Annotated in this window: 10 protein-coding genes and 1 pseudogene; 9 read left to right on the top strand and 2 right to left on the bottom strand. The window is 39.9% G+C overall.

Translation table 11 applies throughout. The features are described from left to right. The first annotated feature begins 92 nt into the window (after window positions 1–92). Window positions 93–1,403 carry a cysteine hydrolase family protein gene (locus tag N483_RS20235; RefSeq protein WP_023398292.1) on the top strand — a complete coding sequence of 437 codons (1,311 nt, stop codon included), beginning with the start codon at window positions 93–95 and terminating at the stop codon, window positions 1,401–1,403. Between the two features lie 112 nt (window positions 1,404–1,515). Here N483_RS20235 and N483_RS20230 read toward each other — a convergent pair whose 3' ends face one another. Further along, window positions 1,516–2,700 (bottom strand): helix-turn-helix domain-containing protein, encoded by a 1,185-nt coding sequence (locus tag N483_RS20230; protein ID WP_023398291.1) that lies wholly within the window; start codon window positions 2,698–2,700, stop codon window positions 1,516–1,518. A 154-nt stretch (window positions 2,701–2,854) separates the two neighbouring features. On the opposite strand from N483_RS20230, the gene N483_RS20225 reads away from it, so the two are divergent. The 4 genes from N483_RS20225 to N483_RS20210 all read left to right on the top strand — a co-directional run bounded on the left by N483_RS20225 (window position 2,855) and on the right by N483_RS20210 (window position 8,051). Then, window positions 2,855–3,289 carry a DUF6326 family protein gene (locus N483_RS20225; protein WP_023398290.1) on the top strand — a complete coding sequence of 145 codons (435 nt, stop codon included), beginning with the start codon at window positions 2,855–2,857 and terminating at the stop codon, window positions 3,287–3,289. A 95-nt stretch (window positions 3,290–3,384) separates the two neighbouring features. Next, entirely contained in the window at window positions 3,385–4,785 is a 1,401-nt protein-coding gene (locus N483_RS20220; protein ID WP_023398289.1) for an FG-GAP repeat domain-containing protein, read from the top strand. 404 nt (window positions 4,786–5,189) lie between these two features. Next, window positions 5,190–6,182, top strand: a complete 993-nt coding sequence (locus tag N483_RS20215; protein WP_036975432.1) for a transposase — start codon at window positions 5,190–5,192, stop codon at window positions 6,180–6,182. 654 nt (window positions 6,183–6,836) lie between these two features. Further along, the gene (locus N483_RS20210; RefSeq protein WP_023398286.1) at window positions 6,837–8,051 is read left to right on the top strand and encodes a YncE family protein; all 1,215 of its coding nucleotides are present in this window, start codon (window positions 6,837–6,839) and stop codon (window positions 8,049–8,051) included. A 973-nt stretch (window positions 8,052–9,024) separates the two neighbouring features. Here the strand turns inward: N483_RS20210 and N483_RS20200 are convergent. After that, window positions 9,025–10,296, bottom strand: coding sequence for an O-acetylhomoserine aminocarboxypropyltransferase/cysteine synthase family protein (locus N483_RS20200; RefSeq protein WP_023398284.1), 1,272 nt, complete (start codon window positions 10,294–10,296; stop codon window positions 9,025–9,027). Window positions 10,297–11,379: 1,083 nt separating this feature from the next. Between N483_RS20200 and N483_RS20195 the strand changes: the two genes are divergently transcribed. The 4 genes and pseudogenes from N483_RS20195 to N483_RS20180 all read left to right on the top strand — a co-directional run. After that, window positions 11,380–18,279: an RHS repeat-associated core domain-containing protein gene (locus N483_RS20195; protein ID WP_023398283.1), complete on the top strand. Its 6,900-nt coding sequence runs from the start codon at window positions 11,380–11,382 to the stop codon at window positions 18,277–18,279. Between the two features lie 6 nt (window positions 18,280–18,285). Continuing rightward, window positions 18,286–18,792 (top strand): hypothetical protein, encoded by a 507-nt coding sequence (locus N483_RS20190; protein WP_023398282.1) that lies wholly within the window; start codon window positions 18,286–18,288, stop codon window positions 18,790–18,792. Between the two features lie 100 nt (window positions 18,793–18,892). Continuing rightward, window positions 18,893–19,279: pseudogene (locus tag N483_RS20185) on the top strand (Mobile element protein); the annotation flags it as partial. A gap of 77 nt (window positions 19,280–19,356) precedes the next feature. Then, the coding region (locus tag N483_RS20180) for a transposase (protein WP_155735421.1) at window positions 19,357–19,725 on the top strand (369 nt) is incomplete at its 3' end.

Genomic DNA, 19,725 nt, shown 5'->3' with positions numbered 1-19,725 from the left:
TTTGTTAATAAAACGTTTAAATATCGATGCTTGATTAAAAAGTAATCAGCCATTCATTTGCTTTGAAACAAGGATAATTAAACAGGTGATTTATGAAAAAGTCTTTATTAGTACTTTCGTTGGCGTTTGGTCTGTCGGCTTGTAACATCGATGACAGGTTGCAATTTGCATCAGAAACCAAAAAAAGTGAGCAGGTTTATCTGAGTGCCCAAAATACGGGTTTACTGATTATTGATGCTCAGGAAGAATATGTGATGGATAGTGATATATTTTGGGTTAAAGTTTTTTACCCTGAGTATCAAATACCACCGCAAAATGTAGATCCTCAATTGCACGCCAGCATTGACCGAATTGCACAATTGGCACAAAAAGCCGATGATTTAAATATGCCAACAACCATTACTTACGAAGCCTCCAACACCGACCAAGGTTTAGACTATTCTGCTTATATAACACGTATTGCTCAAGCACTTGATGAAAATACACAAAGCTTCTTCAAACAAACGTTTAACTCAACACTGGAAACTGATATTCATGCCGCCATGGAAGCTTGGTCTGATGCAGGTATTTCCCGAGTGGTGGTCGCAGGTGCAGAAACCGATGTGTGTGTTATGCAAACCGTTTTAGGACTCAAGAAAATGGGCTTCGATGTCTATTTAGCAAGTGACGCAACGTTTTCAACCGAAATCTATGAGCGACCAACTTTTAAACGTTTACAACAAGCGGGCGTAAAATTGGCAACGGCCAGTGAAATTATTGAATCAATGGAGTCCAAGGACAAATTGATCTATAGTCCGCGCTACGCAGTGGGTGAACGTGATGAGCTTCACCAAGGCGATCGTCATAAAACCGCGATGATTAATTTTAATATGGATGACACTAGCCTAGCTATGGCTGAGCATGACAACAAATCTGCTACAGAGCCGAGATTTACCTTTTTAGGTTTAGAGCAGGAGTTTTTATTTAGCTATATGCCGAGTTTTCATGTTAATGAAAAAGGAAAGCCCTATACATCAAAATATCGTAAAAATGCCAATGTGGTCAGCTACAAAAAAATTGATCATGTGGTGGCAGATATTCAAGCAGCAGGTAAGAATCAAGCTGTTATTTCTGGCGTGGTTTCTCAATTTGGCTTGTATGACGCTGTTTATAAATTAATTGAAGCGGGTATCACTCCAATCATTCTTGAGGACGCATTGTTGGGCTCTGACGTGGACCCTATCCATTATTTAGATTACATTTATCAGCTTGGAGCTGTGCCCAGTACGCAAAAGTCTCAAAGTTATGAAATGTTTGTCGAAATACAACTTGGAGATTTTACTGAAGAAGAAATAGCGGCTTACTATCAAATGATATCGCTAAATGAAGCCGTTATTCCTGAAGTATATCCGCGTCTACGTTAAGTTTTAAAGCTTTATACAGGGTTGCAGTCAAGACTAGCCCTTATTAGATCACAGAGTTCAACGTACGTCTGTTCACAATTAAACCTGTTGAGCTCTGCCAAAAGCGCTGTATTTAACTACTTGCGTGGCCCTTTCGAAATTCACTAGGGGTTTGTCCTGTTGCTTGTTTAAATGCTTTATAAAAGGATGAACGTGCGTTAAACCCCACCTCCAATGCAATATCGAGTACAGTACTGTTATTTGCCAGTATTTTAGGTTTGGCGGCCTCAATACGCCATTGGTTAACAAAATCGAAAAAGCTTACGGATAACGTTTCATTCAGCGTTTGTGATATGTAATTTGGCGAAATATTGAGGTGTTTTGACAGTTTTTGTAATGACAGGTTTGAGTCTAAATAGAGTTTGTCTTGCTCCATTGCTGAGTTTATCTTTGTTGCAATTCGGGCTGATTGTGTTTGACCTAAAGCGGAGCGCTGATACTTTTTAGTCGGAGAGTGCTTATCATCAGAGGGGTTGTCGTGATCTTTGCTCATGTCTTGGATATCCTCATCGCCTAGATCAGCGAGCGCAGGCTTTTGTTGCAGGCCAAAGTGGGTTATGCACCAGATTAATAGAACAGACAGGACCATCTCCGTATTACTATTAAATAAGGCATGGTCAAATAAGCTTGAGGAAAATACTGTCACTAATGAAGATAGCCACACGCTAACTAAAATAAAAAGTAGCCAATTCATCCAGTTGAGTTCTTTTTTATCATGATTGGAATAAACGTCTTTTAACTTTTTACGGTATTGATTTAATCTGCGTACAATCTTTATTAGTGTATAAGCACATTGGATCAGCCAAAGCAGCATCATGATCAAAATACCCAAGAGTAATGTGCTAACAAAGGGCGCGTTGACCTCCTCATCAAGGATGAAAATGGCATTATGAATGTCCTTGGGTAAAAATATAATCATCACGGAGATCAGTAAGGCCGGGGCTATTAGCACATAGTGCCTAAGTTGCTTCTTATGTAATTGCCACGGTGAATCAGCTGTAAGTCCCTCAACATAAAACCATAATGATGGGGAAAGTAAAAATAGAACTGGAAATGCAAAGGCTGTATACAAAGCATAGTAATCAGGTAAAACAGAAGCTATCGTTGAATTTAATGCCAAAACACCACTGGCGAATAAAAACAACGCCAATGGCAAATTCATCGCACACTTCAACACTCTTGATAAAAGAATAGGCACACTGATACAAACTTGCCCAACAATCACCATAGTCAGAATAATTTCGATAGGGTCGACCAAACTCTGTTCCTTTTATTACTTTTCTTTGAGTGATTCAAACATAAATAAGTGTCCGTACTTATAGTCTCGGACGACCTAACTATTTATAAGTTATATCGTTTAGCTTCGTCAACAACCCCTTTCCCAAGGGCTTAATTTAAACAACGGAGTTAATATGAATATGATAAAGGACATCTCCATTCCTTTTGAGGACTATCAAATAAATGTAAAGCTGAAGCTCTCAGCGCTTTGGGTCGCAGTGATGTTTTGCTATGTATACGGTGATTACATTCAAGTGTTTGTGCCAGGCATTATGTCCGAGGCATTGCTCGTGAGCGCAGAAAAGGAAGGTATTCAATTTGAGTTTTTTGCCGTCGCGCTATTAATGTCGATACCGAGTGTCATGATTTTTCTAACTTTGACACTAAAACCCAATATCAATCGAAGATTGAATATCATCATCCCTAGTTTATTTGTTGTGCTACTTGTATCTATCAATTTGGAAACCGTATGGGGCTTTTATCTTTATCTGACCGGGTTGGAAGTCGTGTTGTCTTTGATGACAATTTGGCATGCATGGAAGTGGCCAAAAACCGAAAACATGAGCTAAGCATAAGTGGAAAAAAGCAGCTTAGCCAAATCGTAATAGTAAATTATATCTATATATTTCAATAAAATAAAATTTATTTTTAATGGACTTCTACTATGAAAAGATTACTTCCTTTTGCATTATTCAGCAGCTTGGTTTACGCATATGATTCAATCGATTTACAATACAAAGCTGATGACAAGCTTGTCGTGGCAGATACAGACTCAGCTTTTGTAGCCGGTAATGGTGAATCAGCCTATTTACAAAAAATCGATTTTAAAACTAAACAAGTCTCTTTGTTAGTTGTACCAGAAAAGCCGATTATGTATAGCGTTGGTAAACTTAAAAATCATCAAGGGGCTCAGGCATTTGTGTTAACTGAGCGAGGCGTATTTCACGCTGATGAAACAAAAACACATAATTTGATAGAAGCTGATACTTTATTTCAGTCTGATACTTTTTCGCATTTTAAGCACCAAGCGTTTACGTTAGACGCAAATGGTGATGACTTGACTGACTTTTATTTCCCAGGAGTTGAAGAGCAGACAATTTATGTCCAGCAGGAGACGGGGAAGTTTAGTCCGATTTCACTTCCGTTAAATGCCCAAACGGTCACTCATGTCTCAGATCAAAATTTGACGATTAGTCATACATTGCCTCGAACTCCTACTTTGGCTGATATAAATGGAGATGGCATCGATGATTTAATGTTTTATGAGCTAAAAAAGGTGCAGTATTTTTTGGCAACCCCTCAAGGCCCTAGCAAAAAACTACAAACACTCATGACTTTTGACGAAAGTAGTAAACAGAAAATCGAGAAGTTAAGAGACTTTAACAATGATGGTTATCCAGATATTCATACGATAGAGAGTCTCTCAGACGGTGCTGACGAAGAGAAGGATTTAGACAGTGAAAGCATTCATAGGGTTTTCTTTTCTGAACATACGAGTAACGGGCTGGTTTTTAAAGACAGTCCTGATATTAAACTTACCTTGGAGGAAACTAGCGCCATCGCTAACATCAGCGACTTTGACGGTGACGGGCAAAACGACTTAGCAGTGATCTCTTTTGACATTGGTTTTATGGATATTATTTCAATCGCCAGTGCTGCGATGGAAAATAAAGACGTTACGCTTGATAGTACAATTAGTATTTTTAAAGGAACAAATGATAATCAGTTTGAGAAAAAAGCAGCTGCAAAAAAAAGCGTTGAAATAGCAATGAATATGAATGAGTCAAGCAGCGAGAGCGGAAAGGGGATTATTTTTGAAGACTTCAATGGTGATGGATTAACTGATTTATTGATAAGGGCAGATACTAATGAACTCAAAGTTTATTTTGGTGACAAAAGAAGAGGGTTATCGCGCAGACCGAAACGAATTAAGCGTTCGTTACCAAGCTCTTCGAATGACATTTACAGTTATGATATTAATCAAGATGGAAAAGAAGAAATCGTATTGAAGGTAAGTGACGAAAAAGGAGGTTTTAGACTTGATACCGTGCAAATCACTAAGTAGTTTGGGTGAAACTTACTAAGTTAAACAGCCTGCCTTTGCTTCGCTTTGATTAGGTAAGGTCAGGCTGCTTTATAAGGAATTGAAATTGCGAGTAAGCTCATCTCCGGGAGACTTTTATTGTTTGAGTTTCTCGTATTTGCGCTAGTGCAACAGATAGCTCGGGGTTTTGAAGTTGAAACCTCATCATACGATTAATAATCTGATTGAAGTTGAGCACCTAAAGCAAATCCTAACTTTTAAGTGCTTTGTTCAAACTAAACGTTAAAAACAAGATAAGAGATAGCGCAAGGTGGGATTGCAAGAAAATGTAAGAAAGTGTAAGAAAGGACAGGCACAAACTTATTGCGCAAACAGGCCCCTTCTACTACTGTTTATTTATCCAGTTGAAAGCGGGTGTAAAAAGAATGACCAGAGCAAGGAAGGCTTTAATAGATTTATCGTCGACGTCTTATTATCACTTAATAGCGAGATGTGTACGTCGCGCTTTTTTGTGTGGGGAGGATAAGTATACGGGCAAAAACTTTGACCATAGACGTAGGTGGTTGGTCGAGCGGATGAAATTTTTAAGTAGCGTATTCGCGATAGATATAGCGGCTTATGCCATCATGAGCAATCACTATCATATGGTTGTAAAAGTGAATAGACAAGAGGCAATAAATTGGTCAGATGATGAAGTAATAACGAGATGGTACCGATTATACAAAGGTAGTCCAGTCATTGATAGATATTTACAAGAGCAAGTGCTCAGCGACGCGGAGCAATCGCTGGTATCTGAATTGATTACTAAGTGGCGTGCGAGACTATACGACATTAGTTGGTACATGAAAAACCTCAATGAATATATTGCAAAGAAAGCAAATAAGGAAGACGACTGTACGGGAAAATATTGGGAGGGGCGATATAAATCACAAGCACTTCTGGATGAAATTGCCTTGCTAAGCTGTATGGCCTATGTTGATTTAAACCCGATACGAGCGAATATGGCTAAAAAACTTGAGGAGAGTGATTTCACATCAATTCAAGAGCGATTAAAACAATTTGAGACAATTAGAGCCAGCAGTACACAACAAAAACATAGAGAAGTAGAGCGAGTTGCTTCTCAGCCTAAGTTGCTAAAGCCTTTTGGTGGCGGCAATCAAGAGCATACCTTACCATTTTCTTTGTTGGGTTATTTGTCTCTGGTTGATTGGACTGGGCGGCATGCCTACCTAAAGCAGAGAGGACATATAGCACATGAAGTCCCAAATATATTGGAATCATTAAATATAAAAGACGCGATATGGCTGGGGATGGTTAAAAGTTATGGTAGGCGTTACGCTAACTTTGTGGGTATGCCATCAAAATTGAAGGCACATGCAGCTAAAAATGATATGTATTGGTATAAAGGCGCGGGGTAATATTGAGTTGATTTTTCGTTCTGAGTCAATCTAGAGTTGGACTTTTTTATTAATATTAAAATATTCCTAATTGTGATTTTTCTCCCCCAGTGAACATAAATAGACAGTGAATTTTTATATTGTAGATATAACGTTGAAGGTGTTTGGTTGTAATTCCGCCAATTATTAAAAATGTGCCTGTCTAGCTTTTATGTGTGTCTAGCTTTTATGTGTCTGTCCAATTTTTCTTTTGTCAAATATTTCTCTTTTAGCCAGTTTGATTTTTTATTGCGAATGGAACAGTCCTGAGAGTAAAGATTTAACCTGTAAATATCTTACGGGGTGTCTTAGGCTTAAAATAAAGGGGTTCTATAACTGCCATTCAATCTTAATTATATCCTTGAGATCGCGAGGTAATATAGCTAAAAAATCATTAATAAATAAATCGGAATAATCAACGTGATTTAATTTCATTTTATTACCTTTATTGTGGAAATTAGTGGATGTTAGGGATGTAAATCTAATATCATCTAGCTGTACTTGTATAGGGTACTTTTTTATATTAGCCGATAAGTTGTCCGAAATATATACAGTGCGTCTAGAAATGAAAGGTTATTGAATTAAACAATGACATCCACAATTATTCTAACAATCTAAATAAGAAAGGAAATCGCAATGGGAAAAAAGCCAATTCTACTACTTTCCGTACTCTCAGCGTTGAACATTCAAGCGGCGATGGCGCATAGTACAGGGTTTTATGCAGATAAAGATAACAACCAAGTACTGACGTTTGAGCCTCAATCGATGAAAATCAAAGAAGTCATCAACTCAATAGGGGATAGCCCATATCCTATCGACAAAGCTGGCGATGGACAGGTCTATGTGACTACCAGAAACACGCAATCTTTGGATGTAATTTCTAGCCAAACGCTAGAAATAGGCGGTGTGATCCCCCTAAACCACTTTCCTCGCTCTGTAACTTATAACAAAAGTAAAAAGCTGGCGGCTGTGTCGGGTACCAAGAAAGCGGTAACAAGCATCATTGATACAAAGACCAACGAAGTGATTGCAACAGTTGGCAACGAAACTACGCTAACAGTCAATGACTTTGGTGGGGGCCTTGCTACCGGGCATCCATTTTGGGTAAGTGAAACACAGTTTTTGATTTTGGACAGAGCTCGCAGAACATTAGAGCTCTATGAAGTTGAGACTGAACAAGACAGTTTTGTTATTTCGCATAAATATACACTAGCTACACCTACTTCTGTGCATCATATAATGTCTACACCTAATGCAACTGGCTGGAATAAAAATGTCTTCTATGCGGTATTGGAAGGCTCACCAAAAAATGGTGTAGCGCCAGGTATTATGGCATTTGAACTATCTGATAATAAACTGTATCAAAAGCAGATTAAACATATGCCAACTACGGCTACAAATGTTGAGACAATGGGTGCACATCACGCTTCTTTTCACCCCGATGGCGTTCATATTTATTTAGGATCAAACGAAGGCACAACCTTTGTCATTAATAGCGTATCAATGGAAGTAATTTCCACTATCGAAACGGGTAAAGGCAATGGTCATACAACAATGATCCCAGGTCGTATGTTGGCAGTGTCAACCAACCACACTGATACTTATATGACGGTGATAGATTTAAATACACACAAAAAGGTGACAGATATTGAGGTGAGCCCGCCAGCTTCTTCAAAAAGCCGAAAAACTCAGTCGCATACATCTTCTTTTGATCCAAAAAATGATAGATATTTTTATACAGCTGCGAGTGACGATGGTCGAATTCTTGAAATTGACTTAGACACGTTCACTATTTCGCGTGAGATTGAGATGTCTGGTAGTTACCCGATTCAGGGGACTTTTGTTTGGTAACACCAAAAAGGCGTAATTAAACATAATACATGGGCACCGTAAATGTAAGACTGTGTGCCCTTTAATCTTTTTAGATTAAATGTTCGTAGCAATATTTTCTCATGAAACGTGGGCTATGGTAGCTCCATACTCTTCTGAGCTTTTAACGATATTTAATTCCGTAAAATATAAGAAAGTTAATAATGCGAATGATGTGCATAGGAATTTAATAAAGGCTATTCGTCAAGGCAGCTTCAGCGCTTAAATTAATACCAATTTCTAATCTATAGCTAATTGCATCAATAGTAATAAAAAACCACCTTTGCTAGCTATAAATACATGTTGACATATGTTACGTTCATTTTTTAAAAACTCTAGGCTTGTCTTCAGCAGTACTCATCAGCTTAATAATGGGAATTGATATGTACGAAATTCTGATAATTTTAATTGCTGTAATTTTAACAGGTGTACATTTTTTCCTTAAATTATCGGCAGAAAGCCGAAGACACAAAGCCATATATTTTGTTCAGTTTTTCGCACTATACACAAGCTTTTCAATTACTGAACACTTTTTTGAAAAAACTGACGGTCAGTTTGTTATAGGTGCTTTGGGTTTCCTCCTGTTTATTGTTAACTTATTGCTCATGGTTTCTAAGAGGAAAAACTAAATGTGGTGTATAAGAGTGCTGACTTTTTACTTTAGAGGAGTGTTGTATTGTAATTAGTCATAAAACCTTTTTAGAGCTCTCGCAATTGTTGACGGCGCGTTGAAATATATTTTTTACAAAATAGCCATTGAAACGAGAATGAAAGGTTGGTTCACTACCCGTTGGGATAGCACTGTATGTAAATTCTCAAGATATTTTAACCACTTTCCAGAAACCTTTAGGATTAACAAGTTACGTTAATAGGCCTCACGGCACTGAGCCAATTTAAACTGACTCAGTGTAGTTACATTGGTCGAATCTTACAAATCGCGACCAGAAGTAGCGCTCTAAGCTTTTTCCAATGCTTGAGAAACATCTTCAATAATATCATCGATATGCTCAATGCCAACCGAGATACGAACTAGATCTTCGCTGACGCCAGCCGAGGCAAGCTCTGCTTGATTTAGTTGTCTATGTGTTGTGGATGCAGGGTGACACGCCAATGACTTTGCATCACCGATATTAACCAAACGAAGAACCATATTTAATGCATCAATAAACTTTGAACATGCTTCAATACCACCTTTTATACCAAAGCTGAGTATGCCTGAAGCTTTGCCACTAGTTATCTTATGGCAATTCTCGTTATCAGGACTATCATTGAGCGCTGCATAGTTTACCCACTCTACTTTTGGGTGGTGCTTTAAAAACTCGGCGAGTTTTTCTGCATTTTCGCAGTGGCGATCCATTCTTAAGCCCAGTGTTTCAAGCCCTTGAAGAATTTGAAAGGCATTCATCGGCGACAGTGCAGCCCCCGTGTTTCTTAATGGAGCAACGCGACATCGCCCGATATACGCCGCTGGTCCAAAAGCTTCAGTGTAAACAACGCCATGGTAAGATGGGTCGGGCTCATTTAAAACTGCAAAGCGCTCTTTGTTGGCTACCCAGTCAAACTTACCTGAGTCAACAATAATACCGCCAATTGAGGTGCCATGACCTCCGATGTATTTCGTTAATGAGTGTACGACGATATCTGCACCCAGTTCAAAAGGGCGACATAGATAAGGCGTTGCGACAGTATTGTCTACTATCACAGGAACACCGTGTTTATGCGCTATTTTAGCTAAACGATTAATATCCACAATGTTGCCTGCAGGATTGCCGATAGACTCGCAAAAAATAGCTTTAGTGTTTCTATCAATCGCGGATTCAAACCCATCAAAATCATCATATGAAACCAATTTTACCTCTACACCTTGTCTAGGTAGAGTATGTGCAAATAAGTTGTAGGTACCCCCGTATAATTGGCTAGTGCTAACAATATTGTCCCCCACTTGTGTGAGGCATTGAATTGCATAGGTAATTGCAGCCATACCGGACGACACGGCCAAAGCGCCTATGCCGCCCTCCATTGCAGCAAGGCGCTTTTCCAATACATCATTAGTTGGATTCATAATACGGGTGTAAATGTTGCCCGGTACCGCAAGGTTAAAAAGGTCAGCACCATGCTCTGTATTGTCAAAGGTGTATGAAGTGGTTTGGTAAATGGGAACAGCGGCAGACTTAGTGGTTTGCTCTGATGTATAACCTTCATGTAACGCAATAGACTCTAATTTCACAAAATTCTCCCTAAATAGTGCATAAAATATAAGCCCTTTTGTCGTGCCACCAGTGCTGAACTCCTCATCGTTTAGGGCACAACAAGCTTATCGATAAATTTTAAACAAAGAGAATGTAGCATATTTTTTATTCTATTAAACAATTGATAGAGTCGGCACTAGTACGATAGAAATAATGGAATACTCTAAATCGGTTGATTAATTATGATTAGAGTGATGTATGAAGCGTGATCTGATGCGCTCCTGCATCTCGAAAAGGGTATAGTTACAATGATATGAAGACACTTGCAGTTGTGGAAGAGCAACTGACATCACTGCCTGGAATTAGTTGACCATAACTCCCAATATACGCCCTGAGCTTTGGACAAAGCTGAGCACTAAATTTACGAAAGTGTTTAAAGGCTCAGAAGGTAAAACCGCTGCTCTAACTTAACTCAGAGTAGAAATTACTTTCTTCGCCAGTAATACTTATTTGAATACTCGACTCAACTTTCACCAATTAAAAGTTATCAGGTCATCTCCAAAAAATCCGACCATAAATAAAAATTTGAGCAATGTGTCTCGCCACATATAGTGACTATGAACGAATGATTTTTGTATCCATGCTATTGGTGTGCTCATTAAATATACAGGCAACGTAGCCGAGCGGGTTATTATTGCGAGGCACATTTGAAAGGCCTGAGATGCAATAAGGGAAATTCCGTTTGAATTGTTACTTTTCTATTGATTTATGTTTGCTGCTCACTTTTATTAAATGGTGTATTTGCACCTTATAAGTTTGCAAACCTGCATTAGCAAACTTTGAAATGGGCAAAGACGATTTAGCAGATATTCAGAATTGAAATAAATTTAACAATAAATATTTCATTACATCATAGAGTGTTGTAATTATTGACTTTTCTAATCTTGTTTATTGATGTGCTTTTATGTATATTGCGCGGATTTAAATTAACAAAGTTGGTGGTTATTTCCTCAATAACTACATTTTATCGCGGTGATTTTTGCAAATTTACGATCATGTCTATGTCAATATTGGTTAGAACAGGCTTTATTATTGCGAATATTTAAAAGGAGTCTTACGCATTGATTAGCGTACTACACAAACCTAAGTTACTCTATGCAATCGCTATTTTGTGCTTTATGCAAATGACAGCTTTTGCCTCAATAGCACATGCTAAATCTGGCAACTTATTTATGCCTATCGGTTTATGGGGTCAACCAGTCATGGTCCCAAGGCCTATTAGTGCCAGTGAATACAGCGCAAAAATCATTGCCGATAATCAAGGGCGACTGCTTACTTGGTCTGCAGCTCTGAGGGCTGAAAAGTATGCGATTCAAGTATTAAATGAAAACGGTCAATGGGAAAATCTACTATACACCACTGAGAATTCGGTCAGGCTTGATGACAGGTTTAACGACTTTGCACAAGTTCGAGTGGCTTTGTGCTATCGCAGTAGCTGTTCACGCATCGCCTCTGGCAGTGTAGTTCAAAACATATTTGATACTAAATATGCTGAACTGACTGCATTAGTACCTGACAACGCATCATTTATAAGCCCTAGCGCACCTCGTGTAGATAACGTTGGCACGATCAAAGGCGGTGCAGGTGTAAGTGGTGGCGGAGCAACATATTCTATACCTATTGAATTAACTGCTGGACGTGCTGGCATGCAACCGAAAGTATCATTGAGTTATTCTTCGCGCTCAGGTGGTGGATTAGCGGGTAAAGGATGGTCATTGTCGGCAGGCTCTGCAATTACGCGCTGCGCTGCTACCTATGCACAAGAAGGCTATAGCCAAAACCCACAATATAGTAACAGTGACAGGTTGTGCTTAAATGGCCAAAAGCTTGTGGCCGTCAGCGGTCAATATGGCCAAAGTGGCACTCAGTATAGAACTGAAATGGACAGCTTTGCACTTGTGACGCAAAGTGGCGCTTTGAACTCAAATTCTAGCTACTTTATTGTAAAATATAAAAATGGCCATGTGAGTGCTTTTGGTGGTTCCAGCAATAGTCGTGATATCCGTAGTCAAAGTAAAGGGCCATACGCTTGGCTAATTGACTACACACATGATGCAACCAAGAAAAACTTTATTCATTACAATTATGTAAGTTACGGTAATAATGAAAAACTGTTGGATAAAATTAATTACACCGGTAACAGTAGCGCTCATGAAGGGCTCCATAATATCCATTTTGAATATGAACAAGCCACTGATCCAACCACCAAATATCACCATGGTGTGTCCTATGAAAACACACAACGACTTAAGCGTATTACAACAAAACATAACACGCTTCAAACTCGAGAATATACACTAGCCTACAATACTAGTCAGGCCTCAGGTTTAGACCTACTTGCTTCTGTTGAGTTGTGTTACGGCGCAACAGGTAGCTATTGTTTACCTAAAACCACATTTGATTGGGCAGACCAAGCAACTAAGGTAAGAGGTACGTTTGTTAATATTAACGCTGGGAAGAGCATCGCGGCGGTATTACCAAATGGCGATCGAAACGGCGACGGTGCAAGAGATTGGCCTGGTTTTTATATTGACGCTGAAGGTAATACTTCAAGTAATACCCACCCTTTGACGGATTGTGAATTTTCAGGTACCAGCGGCGAAAAGGTAAACTGCAACTCCCAAACTGCAGATTACAACTTAGATGGACTGACAGACGATTTTGACTTTGACGCAGGCTCATCTGGCTCTAAGAAAAAGCTGGTCCTTTATCGCAGTAATGCTAACGGCACTGCGACTAAGATCAATACTTATATTGAAATACCGCAGTTGTCTTCATTTTTACATGTAGGTGATATGAATGGCGATAGTTTACCTGACCTTGTAATCTACGAAAAAACAAACTCATATAGTGCTGACTCGATAAACTTCTATTACCACACTGGTAACTTTTCTTCGCCGTATTCATCGTCATATAAACAAAAACTGTTTTCTGTGAATAAACGTGCGAATACCGCAACACCTTCCGAATCTTACTCACTGGGTGGGGACTTTGATGGCAACGGCATTCCGGACTTCTATCGTGTATCCCACAGCTCCAACGATAGAGGGCAGGGAAAATTAGCATCAATTCAGCTCATGTCAGCTGATGGCAAACTTTTGACTTCATATTCTAAAGCCATAAATTGGGATGATGAAAGTGACTACACGTACAGGCACGAAAATGCATGGGGTCGCTACTATCGTTTCGCAGACTTAAATGGTGACGGGCTCAAAGACTGGTTTGGTTGGTACAAGCCAAGAACCAACGGCAGCAAACTGTTTGTTAGATATAGCACAGGGAATGGGTCTTTTACTGCCCCGGTTTATACGGGCTCGAGCGTGTTTAGTCGTACCTTTATTTTTGAAGAGCGTTTTGGCTTTGGTGGTGATAGAGAAAGCATAAGAAGCGCTAAAATACCTAAATACGGCGATGCTATTAAAGTAGCGGATATCGATGCCGATGGTAAAGAAGAACTGTTGATACCGAGCGGCATCAAAGTGAGAGGTTGTTACAACGTCCCTCACTACCGTTATCGTGGGGAAAGAATTACTGAGCTATGCGGCGAAGAAATTTACACAGGGACTGTTCCAAGCGGTGAAGGGCAAGTAAAGTCTGTTACTGGTAGTTATGATCGCAGTATCTATTCATTCTCAAAACTAGAATTAAAAAATGGCAGCTTCGTTAAATCAAGTACAGACTTTATCGGGTCTGTTTATCAGTCTGCAATGGTTGATGCGCAAGGTGATGGCCTACCTGATCTTGTGTTCAATTATGGTTGTGAGAGCGGCTCAGGTGGATCTTTTTGTCGCTTCTTAGATTCAACACCAACTGGTTATGCGCAAGGCAAAGTCAACGTTAGTCGCAACTATGGTACGGGCTCTGGCACCAATGGTAGTCGCTATCGTCCATTAGACTTGTTGAACTCAGTAACAAACGGGGAAGGCCTAAAAAGTGAATGGCAGTATCGTCCACTTTCGTCGTCTGTTAGCACAGGTATTACCGGGCTCTCAAAGCTATATCAGAGCGACAGGAGTATTACTGAAGGCTACCAAAACTTTACTTCTAGTATGTATGTTGTCAATGAGTTTAAACAAGACAATGGTATAGGTGGAGATTTCGTTCGCAGGTATGCTTATCGCGGTGCTTTGTTTAATAACCAAGGTAGAGGATTTTCTGGTTTTAGGGCAATAATTGAAGCGGACATTACCAAGGGGCTTATCACACAGTCTGAGTTCCGTCAGCACTTCCCATATACAGGCAAGCTAAAGAGAAAAGCAACATTTGCACTATCTGAATACCCTAAAAATGGTCGTCCTCTAGACCCAATTGAAGACCGAGCAATTAGCCAGTCAGAAACGTCCTGGATGGACAATGCAAACCATAGCATCTCAAATGTTTATAGTATTTATGCCAATTCAAGTTATGAAGTAACGCGTGATTTAGACACTAAGAACATACTTGTTGAAAAGCGCACTAAGGTGCATTCTATCGACAGAAATGGAAATATAATTAAGTCAGAGCAGAGCCTTGAAGATAGTAGTGGCGTGGTCAAAACAACCACTGTGAACAGGTATGAGGCCAATACCTCGGATTGGTGGTTAAATATACTAAGGAGCAGCGTTGTTACGAAAGAGTCTGTGTCAAGGCGAAACGCAAACGATCCATACAGCCAGTATGGAGGTAGCGAAAAGCCGTTAGATAGCAGCACCACAATCACTACGAGTTACAGTAACTTTAGTAGCGCTCGAAAAGCACAAAGAGTCGTTGTGAGTGGCTCGTCAGGCGCTGGTCACCGGACAGAATATCAGTTTAATAGCTATGGTCTGCCGACTAAAATCACTAAGACGGCTCGGATTTACAATGATGCAAGATGGACTGACCAAAGCCGCGTTCAGTCAATATCTTATACGCTCAATGGCACCTCAGCCCATGAGACCGGCTACTATGTTTTTGATGTAATCAATACGAAAGGGCACTTGGTTCGTACTATCACTGACCCTAAAACAGGTCAAAAAAAATTAGTTCATAAAAAAGTAAACTCAGCTGATTACCTAACCACGGACTATACATACGATAATTACTTGCGTCCATATAGCCAAAAAGTAGAGGGTTCTCCCACTGTCTACACTGCTGTGCAAAGGGCGGGAAGCTACGCACCGAGAGATGCCGTTAAGCAAGTCAGAACAGTTTCCGCTGGTGCGCCTGAGCAGGTGGCATTTATTGACAAGTTAGGACGTACCATTCGTACTATGGTCCTTGGTCAAGATGGTGCTTGGATTTTTACAGACGCTACCTTTAACGCAAAAGGGTATCCGCTATTTGAATCTCAGCCGTATAAATGGGGGCAAGTTAAGTACGGTGTACGCTTCGGGAATTATGACGTATTGGGCCGTGTTGACCGTAAAGTGACTGACCAGCAATGTAGTCCGTTTTCAAATGGCACTATGACCGCTGAATACGCTTACACTGGTTTTAAGACCGATATTAATGTGTCTGAGTCGTGCTATAACATTCACTTAGGTGAAATGAGCCGTAGCTATAACGGTCTAAACCAATTGGTAGAAACAGTTGACGCACTGGGCGGACGCACACGCTATGCCTACAATGGGCAAGGCCTGCCAATTGTGATACAAGATGCCAATGGGCACAATATTTTAGCCAAATATGACGCCTTTGGTAATAAACTCCGTGTTGTAGATCCAAACCAAGGCAGCACAAATATTGTAAGCAACGGATTTGGGGAAGTACAACGAGAAACACGCAGTAATTCTAAATCTGTGCATTACAACGTTGATACGTTAGGTCGCGTTATTAGAAGAAGTGCTACCGGTGAGAAGACCTATACCTACACCTTTGATACAAATTCATACGGTCAGTTGTCTAGTACCGCGGGCAATGGGGTTACGCACTCTTATAGCTATGATGGACTAGGCCGCGCTATTTCACATACGGTGAGCGGTGATAATCGTAGTTTTACAACGAAGACATTCTATGATGCAAATTATGGTCGTATTAAAGGGGTACGTTATCCAAATAACCTGACTTTGGAATATATTTATGACGACAAAGGATATCAGTCAGAAATTAGAAACAAGGCCAGTGGTTATCGTTTCCAACAGGTGACAGCACGAGATGTTTTTGGTGCGATTCAATCTCAAACTTTGGGTAACGGTTTAAAAACCAATACCTACTATAGCCGCCAAACCGGCCAAATGGTCGAGCACTATACCCATAAAAATAACACTAACCTGTTAACCATTCAGTACACCGCATATGATGGGTTTGGTAACCTAAAAGGCATGTCAGTAGCGTCGGGTAAACTCGGTGCGCGAAATGAATATGATGAGACCTATCAATACGATCATTTGCATCGTCTAAAATCAAATCAAATTCAAGGCTATACAACCATTAGCTATGATTACGATGCTGTGGGTAATATCACGAAAAAGTCTGACTATGCTACCGCCTACAATTATTCAACCCATATATCAGGCTACAGTGGTGGTGGTGCAAATGCGGTCAAGAAAGTATACAAAAACGGACGTTGGGTAGGCTTTAGTTATGATGGTCGCGGTAATATGATAAAAGGTGATGGCCTTAGCGCTGCGTCCTACAACGCCATGGATAAACCGACGCGTATTACTAAAAATGGGATCACAGCAGACTTTGTTTATGGTGCAGACCATATGCGCTTCAAGCAAGTTCAAGCGGGTAAAACCACCTATTATGCGGGCAAACATTATGAAATTGACGTTGAAGGTGGTAAAACCACAACGCGCGCCTACATTGGTGATGTTGCGGTTATTTCAACTAAATCAGGCGCAAGCCCGTATATTCGCTACCTGCATAAAGACCGCCTAGGCAGTGCAAGGCTTATCACCAATTCCAATGGTTATGTGGTTACTGAACGTAACTTTGACCCATTTGGTAAACCGCGTGCAGCATCGGGTGCTTTAAAGTTCACTGCAAAGTTAGATGATATTGATACAGCAAAAACTAGCCGTGGATTTACTGATCACGAGCATTTAGATGAATTAGAACTCATTCATATGAATGGCCGGGTGTACGACTATAATCTTGGTAGGTTTATGAGTGTTGACCCCGTGATTCAGTCGCCAGGAAACTCGCAGTCTGTTAACCCGTATTCATATATTATGAATAACCCGCTGGGTGGTACAGATCCGACTGGGTATTCATCGGCGTGTCAGTCAAATGGCACACGAGCTAAGTCTGAGCCTACAGCGGGTTGTTCTAACACAATGAATTATAGTGTTGGGGACAGTGACAAATTTTTTGTCGATGGCGGGAATTTGATTGTAGACGTGGGTGGTAAAGGCGAGAACTTTATAAAAGTAGATACCATGAAGCGCAGTGGCGCAAGTGGTGTAGTTCAAAATATTGACTTAGTTAATGGAACTGTAACCTTTGATTTAGGGTCTCAGGAGAGTATCGCTGCTGAGAGCAGTCATAGTGAAAGAAAAACTGATAATTTACAAGTGGCTGGTGGGGACAGCAGTAAAATCACAAAAAAGACAAAACGTAAAACAGTCAAAACTTTAAGAAGTATAGATGGCGAAAGTGAAGAGGATTTTCTTATGCGTCTGAGTAGTGAGGTATATAATTTATCACAAGAAACTAGCGTAGAGCATTGTGCAAACATATGCACTTCGGGTGACAAATTTTCTGCTGTAATTGCAACCGACGGCACACCATTGCAATGTGGAGTTGCTACCAGCTCTTGTTCATCATCAAATGAGGTCCCTCTAGGCAAAGCAATACATGCGCACGTTAAGCGATTCAAGATTACTAAAGAGTTGAGAAAAATGTATCCTAATGTCTGGAGCTCCATGCAAAGAAGAGGGACCGCAGACATAGACGATTTTTCACGAAATGACAAACAGTTTGTAAAAGGTGGAACTGGGTTATATTTGGCAACACCAGATGGCTACAAATATCTACCACCTACAAAGAAGGAATAATCGAAAATGAAACACAGTATATTCTGGATGATCATTTGTTTGGCAGCCGTCAGTGGTATTTCTTACGCAACTCAACACGAGAAATCGAATTTTTCATATACAGGTATTCCAGACATTTATGTAGAGCTTAATGAAATTCATTTAGTTGATGTTAACAGGGTTAAGTATTCTGTGTACGTAAACGAAAACTTCGGTTTGAGTAAAGTGGCTATATCAAGCAACAAGGGACTGGTTGAAGTTAAAGGACGATGTTTCAAAGATGTTCACTTTCCTGACTTACAATCTCTTAAAGTGTCTAAAAGAGTTGCACAAGGAAGTTCGGAGGTAGACGCAACTACTTTCAAAATGGATTTTCATTATTTTGGTGACAAGAATGATGCCTTATCTGAAAATGTTGAATTTCAAGACTGGAGTATAAAATTACTAGTTACAAATGATCTATCAGCCAAGATAGAGGTAAAAGGTAGCACCCGTAAGGTATCAATTGAGTGCGAAGTTAGCACCACTAGATAAATGGAATACTTATGAATACTTATGACACCCACGTATATTTATACATAAATTCAAAAGTCGCCTATGCTTTAATAAAGGTTGAAGTTTAGGCGGATTTTTTATGGCAATCGCACGCAAAAGGCAAGTTAGCTTGGTAGATACCAAGTACTATCACTGCATATCTAGATGTGTAAGACGGGCGTATTTGTGTGGAGAGGATAAAGCAACAGGCAAATCTTATGAACACAGAAGGGGGTGGGTTGAAGAGAAGCTATTACAGCTTGCTAAGGTGTTTTGTATTGATGTATGTGCTTACGCAGTAATGAGTAACCATACGCATATTGTTTTGTATGTTGATGATAAAAAAGCGAAACGACTGAATGATAAAGCCATTCTAATTCGTTGGCATAAACAGTTTAAAGGGACTTGGTTGACTCATAAGTTTATCAATGGCGAGCCACTGACCAACTCAGAGCGTTGTTTACTGTCAGTACTAGTGAATACTTATGACACCCACGTATATTTATACATAAATTCAAAAGTCGTCTATGCTTTAATAAAGGTTGAAGTTTAGGCGGATTTTTTATGGCAATCGCACGTAAAAGGCAAGTTAGCTTGGTAGATACCAAGTACTATCACTGCATATCACGATGTGTAAGACGGGCGTATTTGTGTGGAGAGGATAAGTCCACTGGCAAGTCTTATGAACACAGAAGAGGGTGGGTTGAAGAGAAGCTATTGCAACTTGCTAAGGTGTTTTGCATTGATGTATGTGCCTATGCCGTGATGAGTAACCATACGCATATTGTTTTGTATGTTGATGATAAAAAAGCGAAACGACTAAACGATAAAGCCATTCTAATTCGTTGGCATAAACAGTTTAAAGGGACTTGGTTGACTCATAAGTTTATCAATGGCGAGCCACTGACCAACTCAGAGCGTTGTTTACTGTCA

The sequence above is a fragment of the Pseudoalteromonas luteoviolacea NCIMB 1944 genome, assembly GCF_001625565.1.
In the GTDB taxonomy this organism is placed as follows: domain Bacteria; phylum Pseudomonadota; class Gammaproteobacteria; order Enterobacterales; family Alteromonadaceae; genus Pseudoalteromonas; species Pseudoalteromonas luteoviolacea_F.
This window is presented reverse-complemented; position numbering and strand designations above follow the sequence as displayed.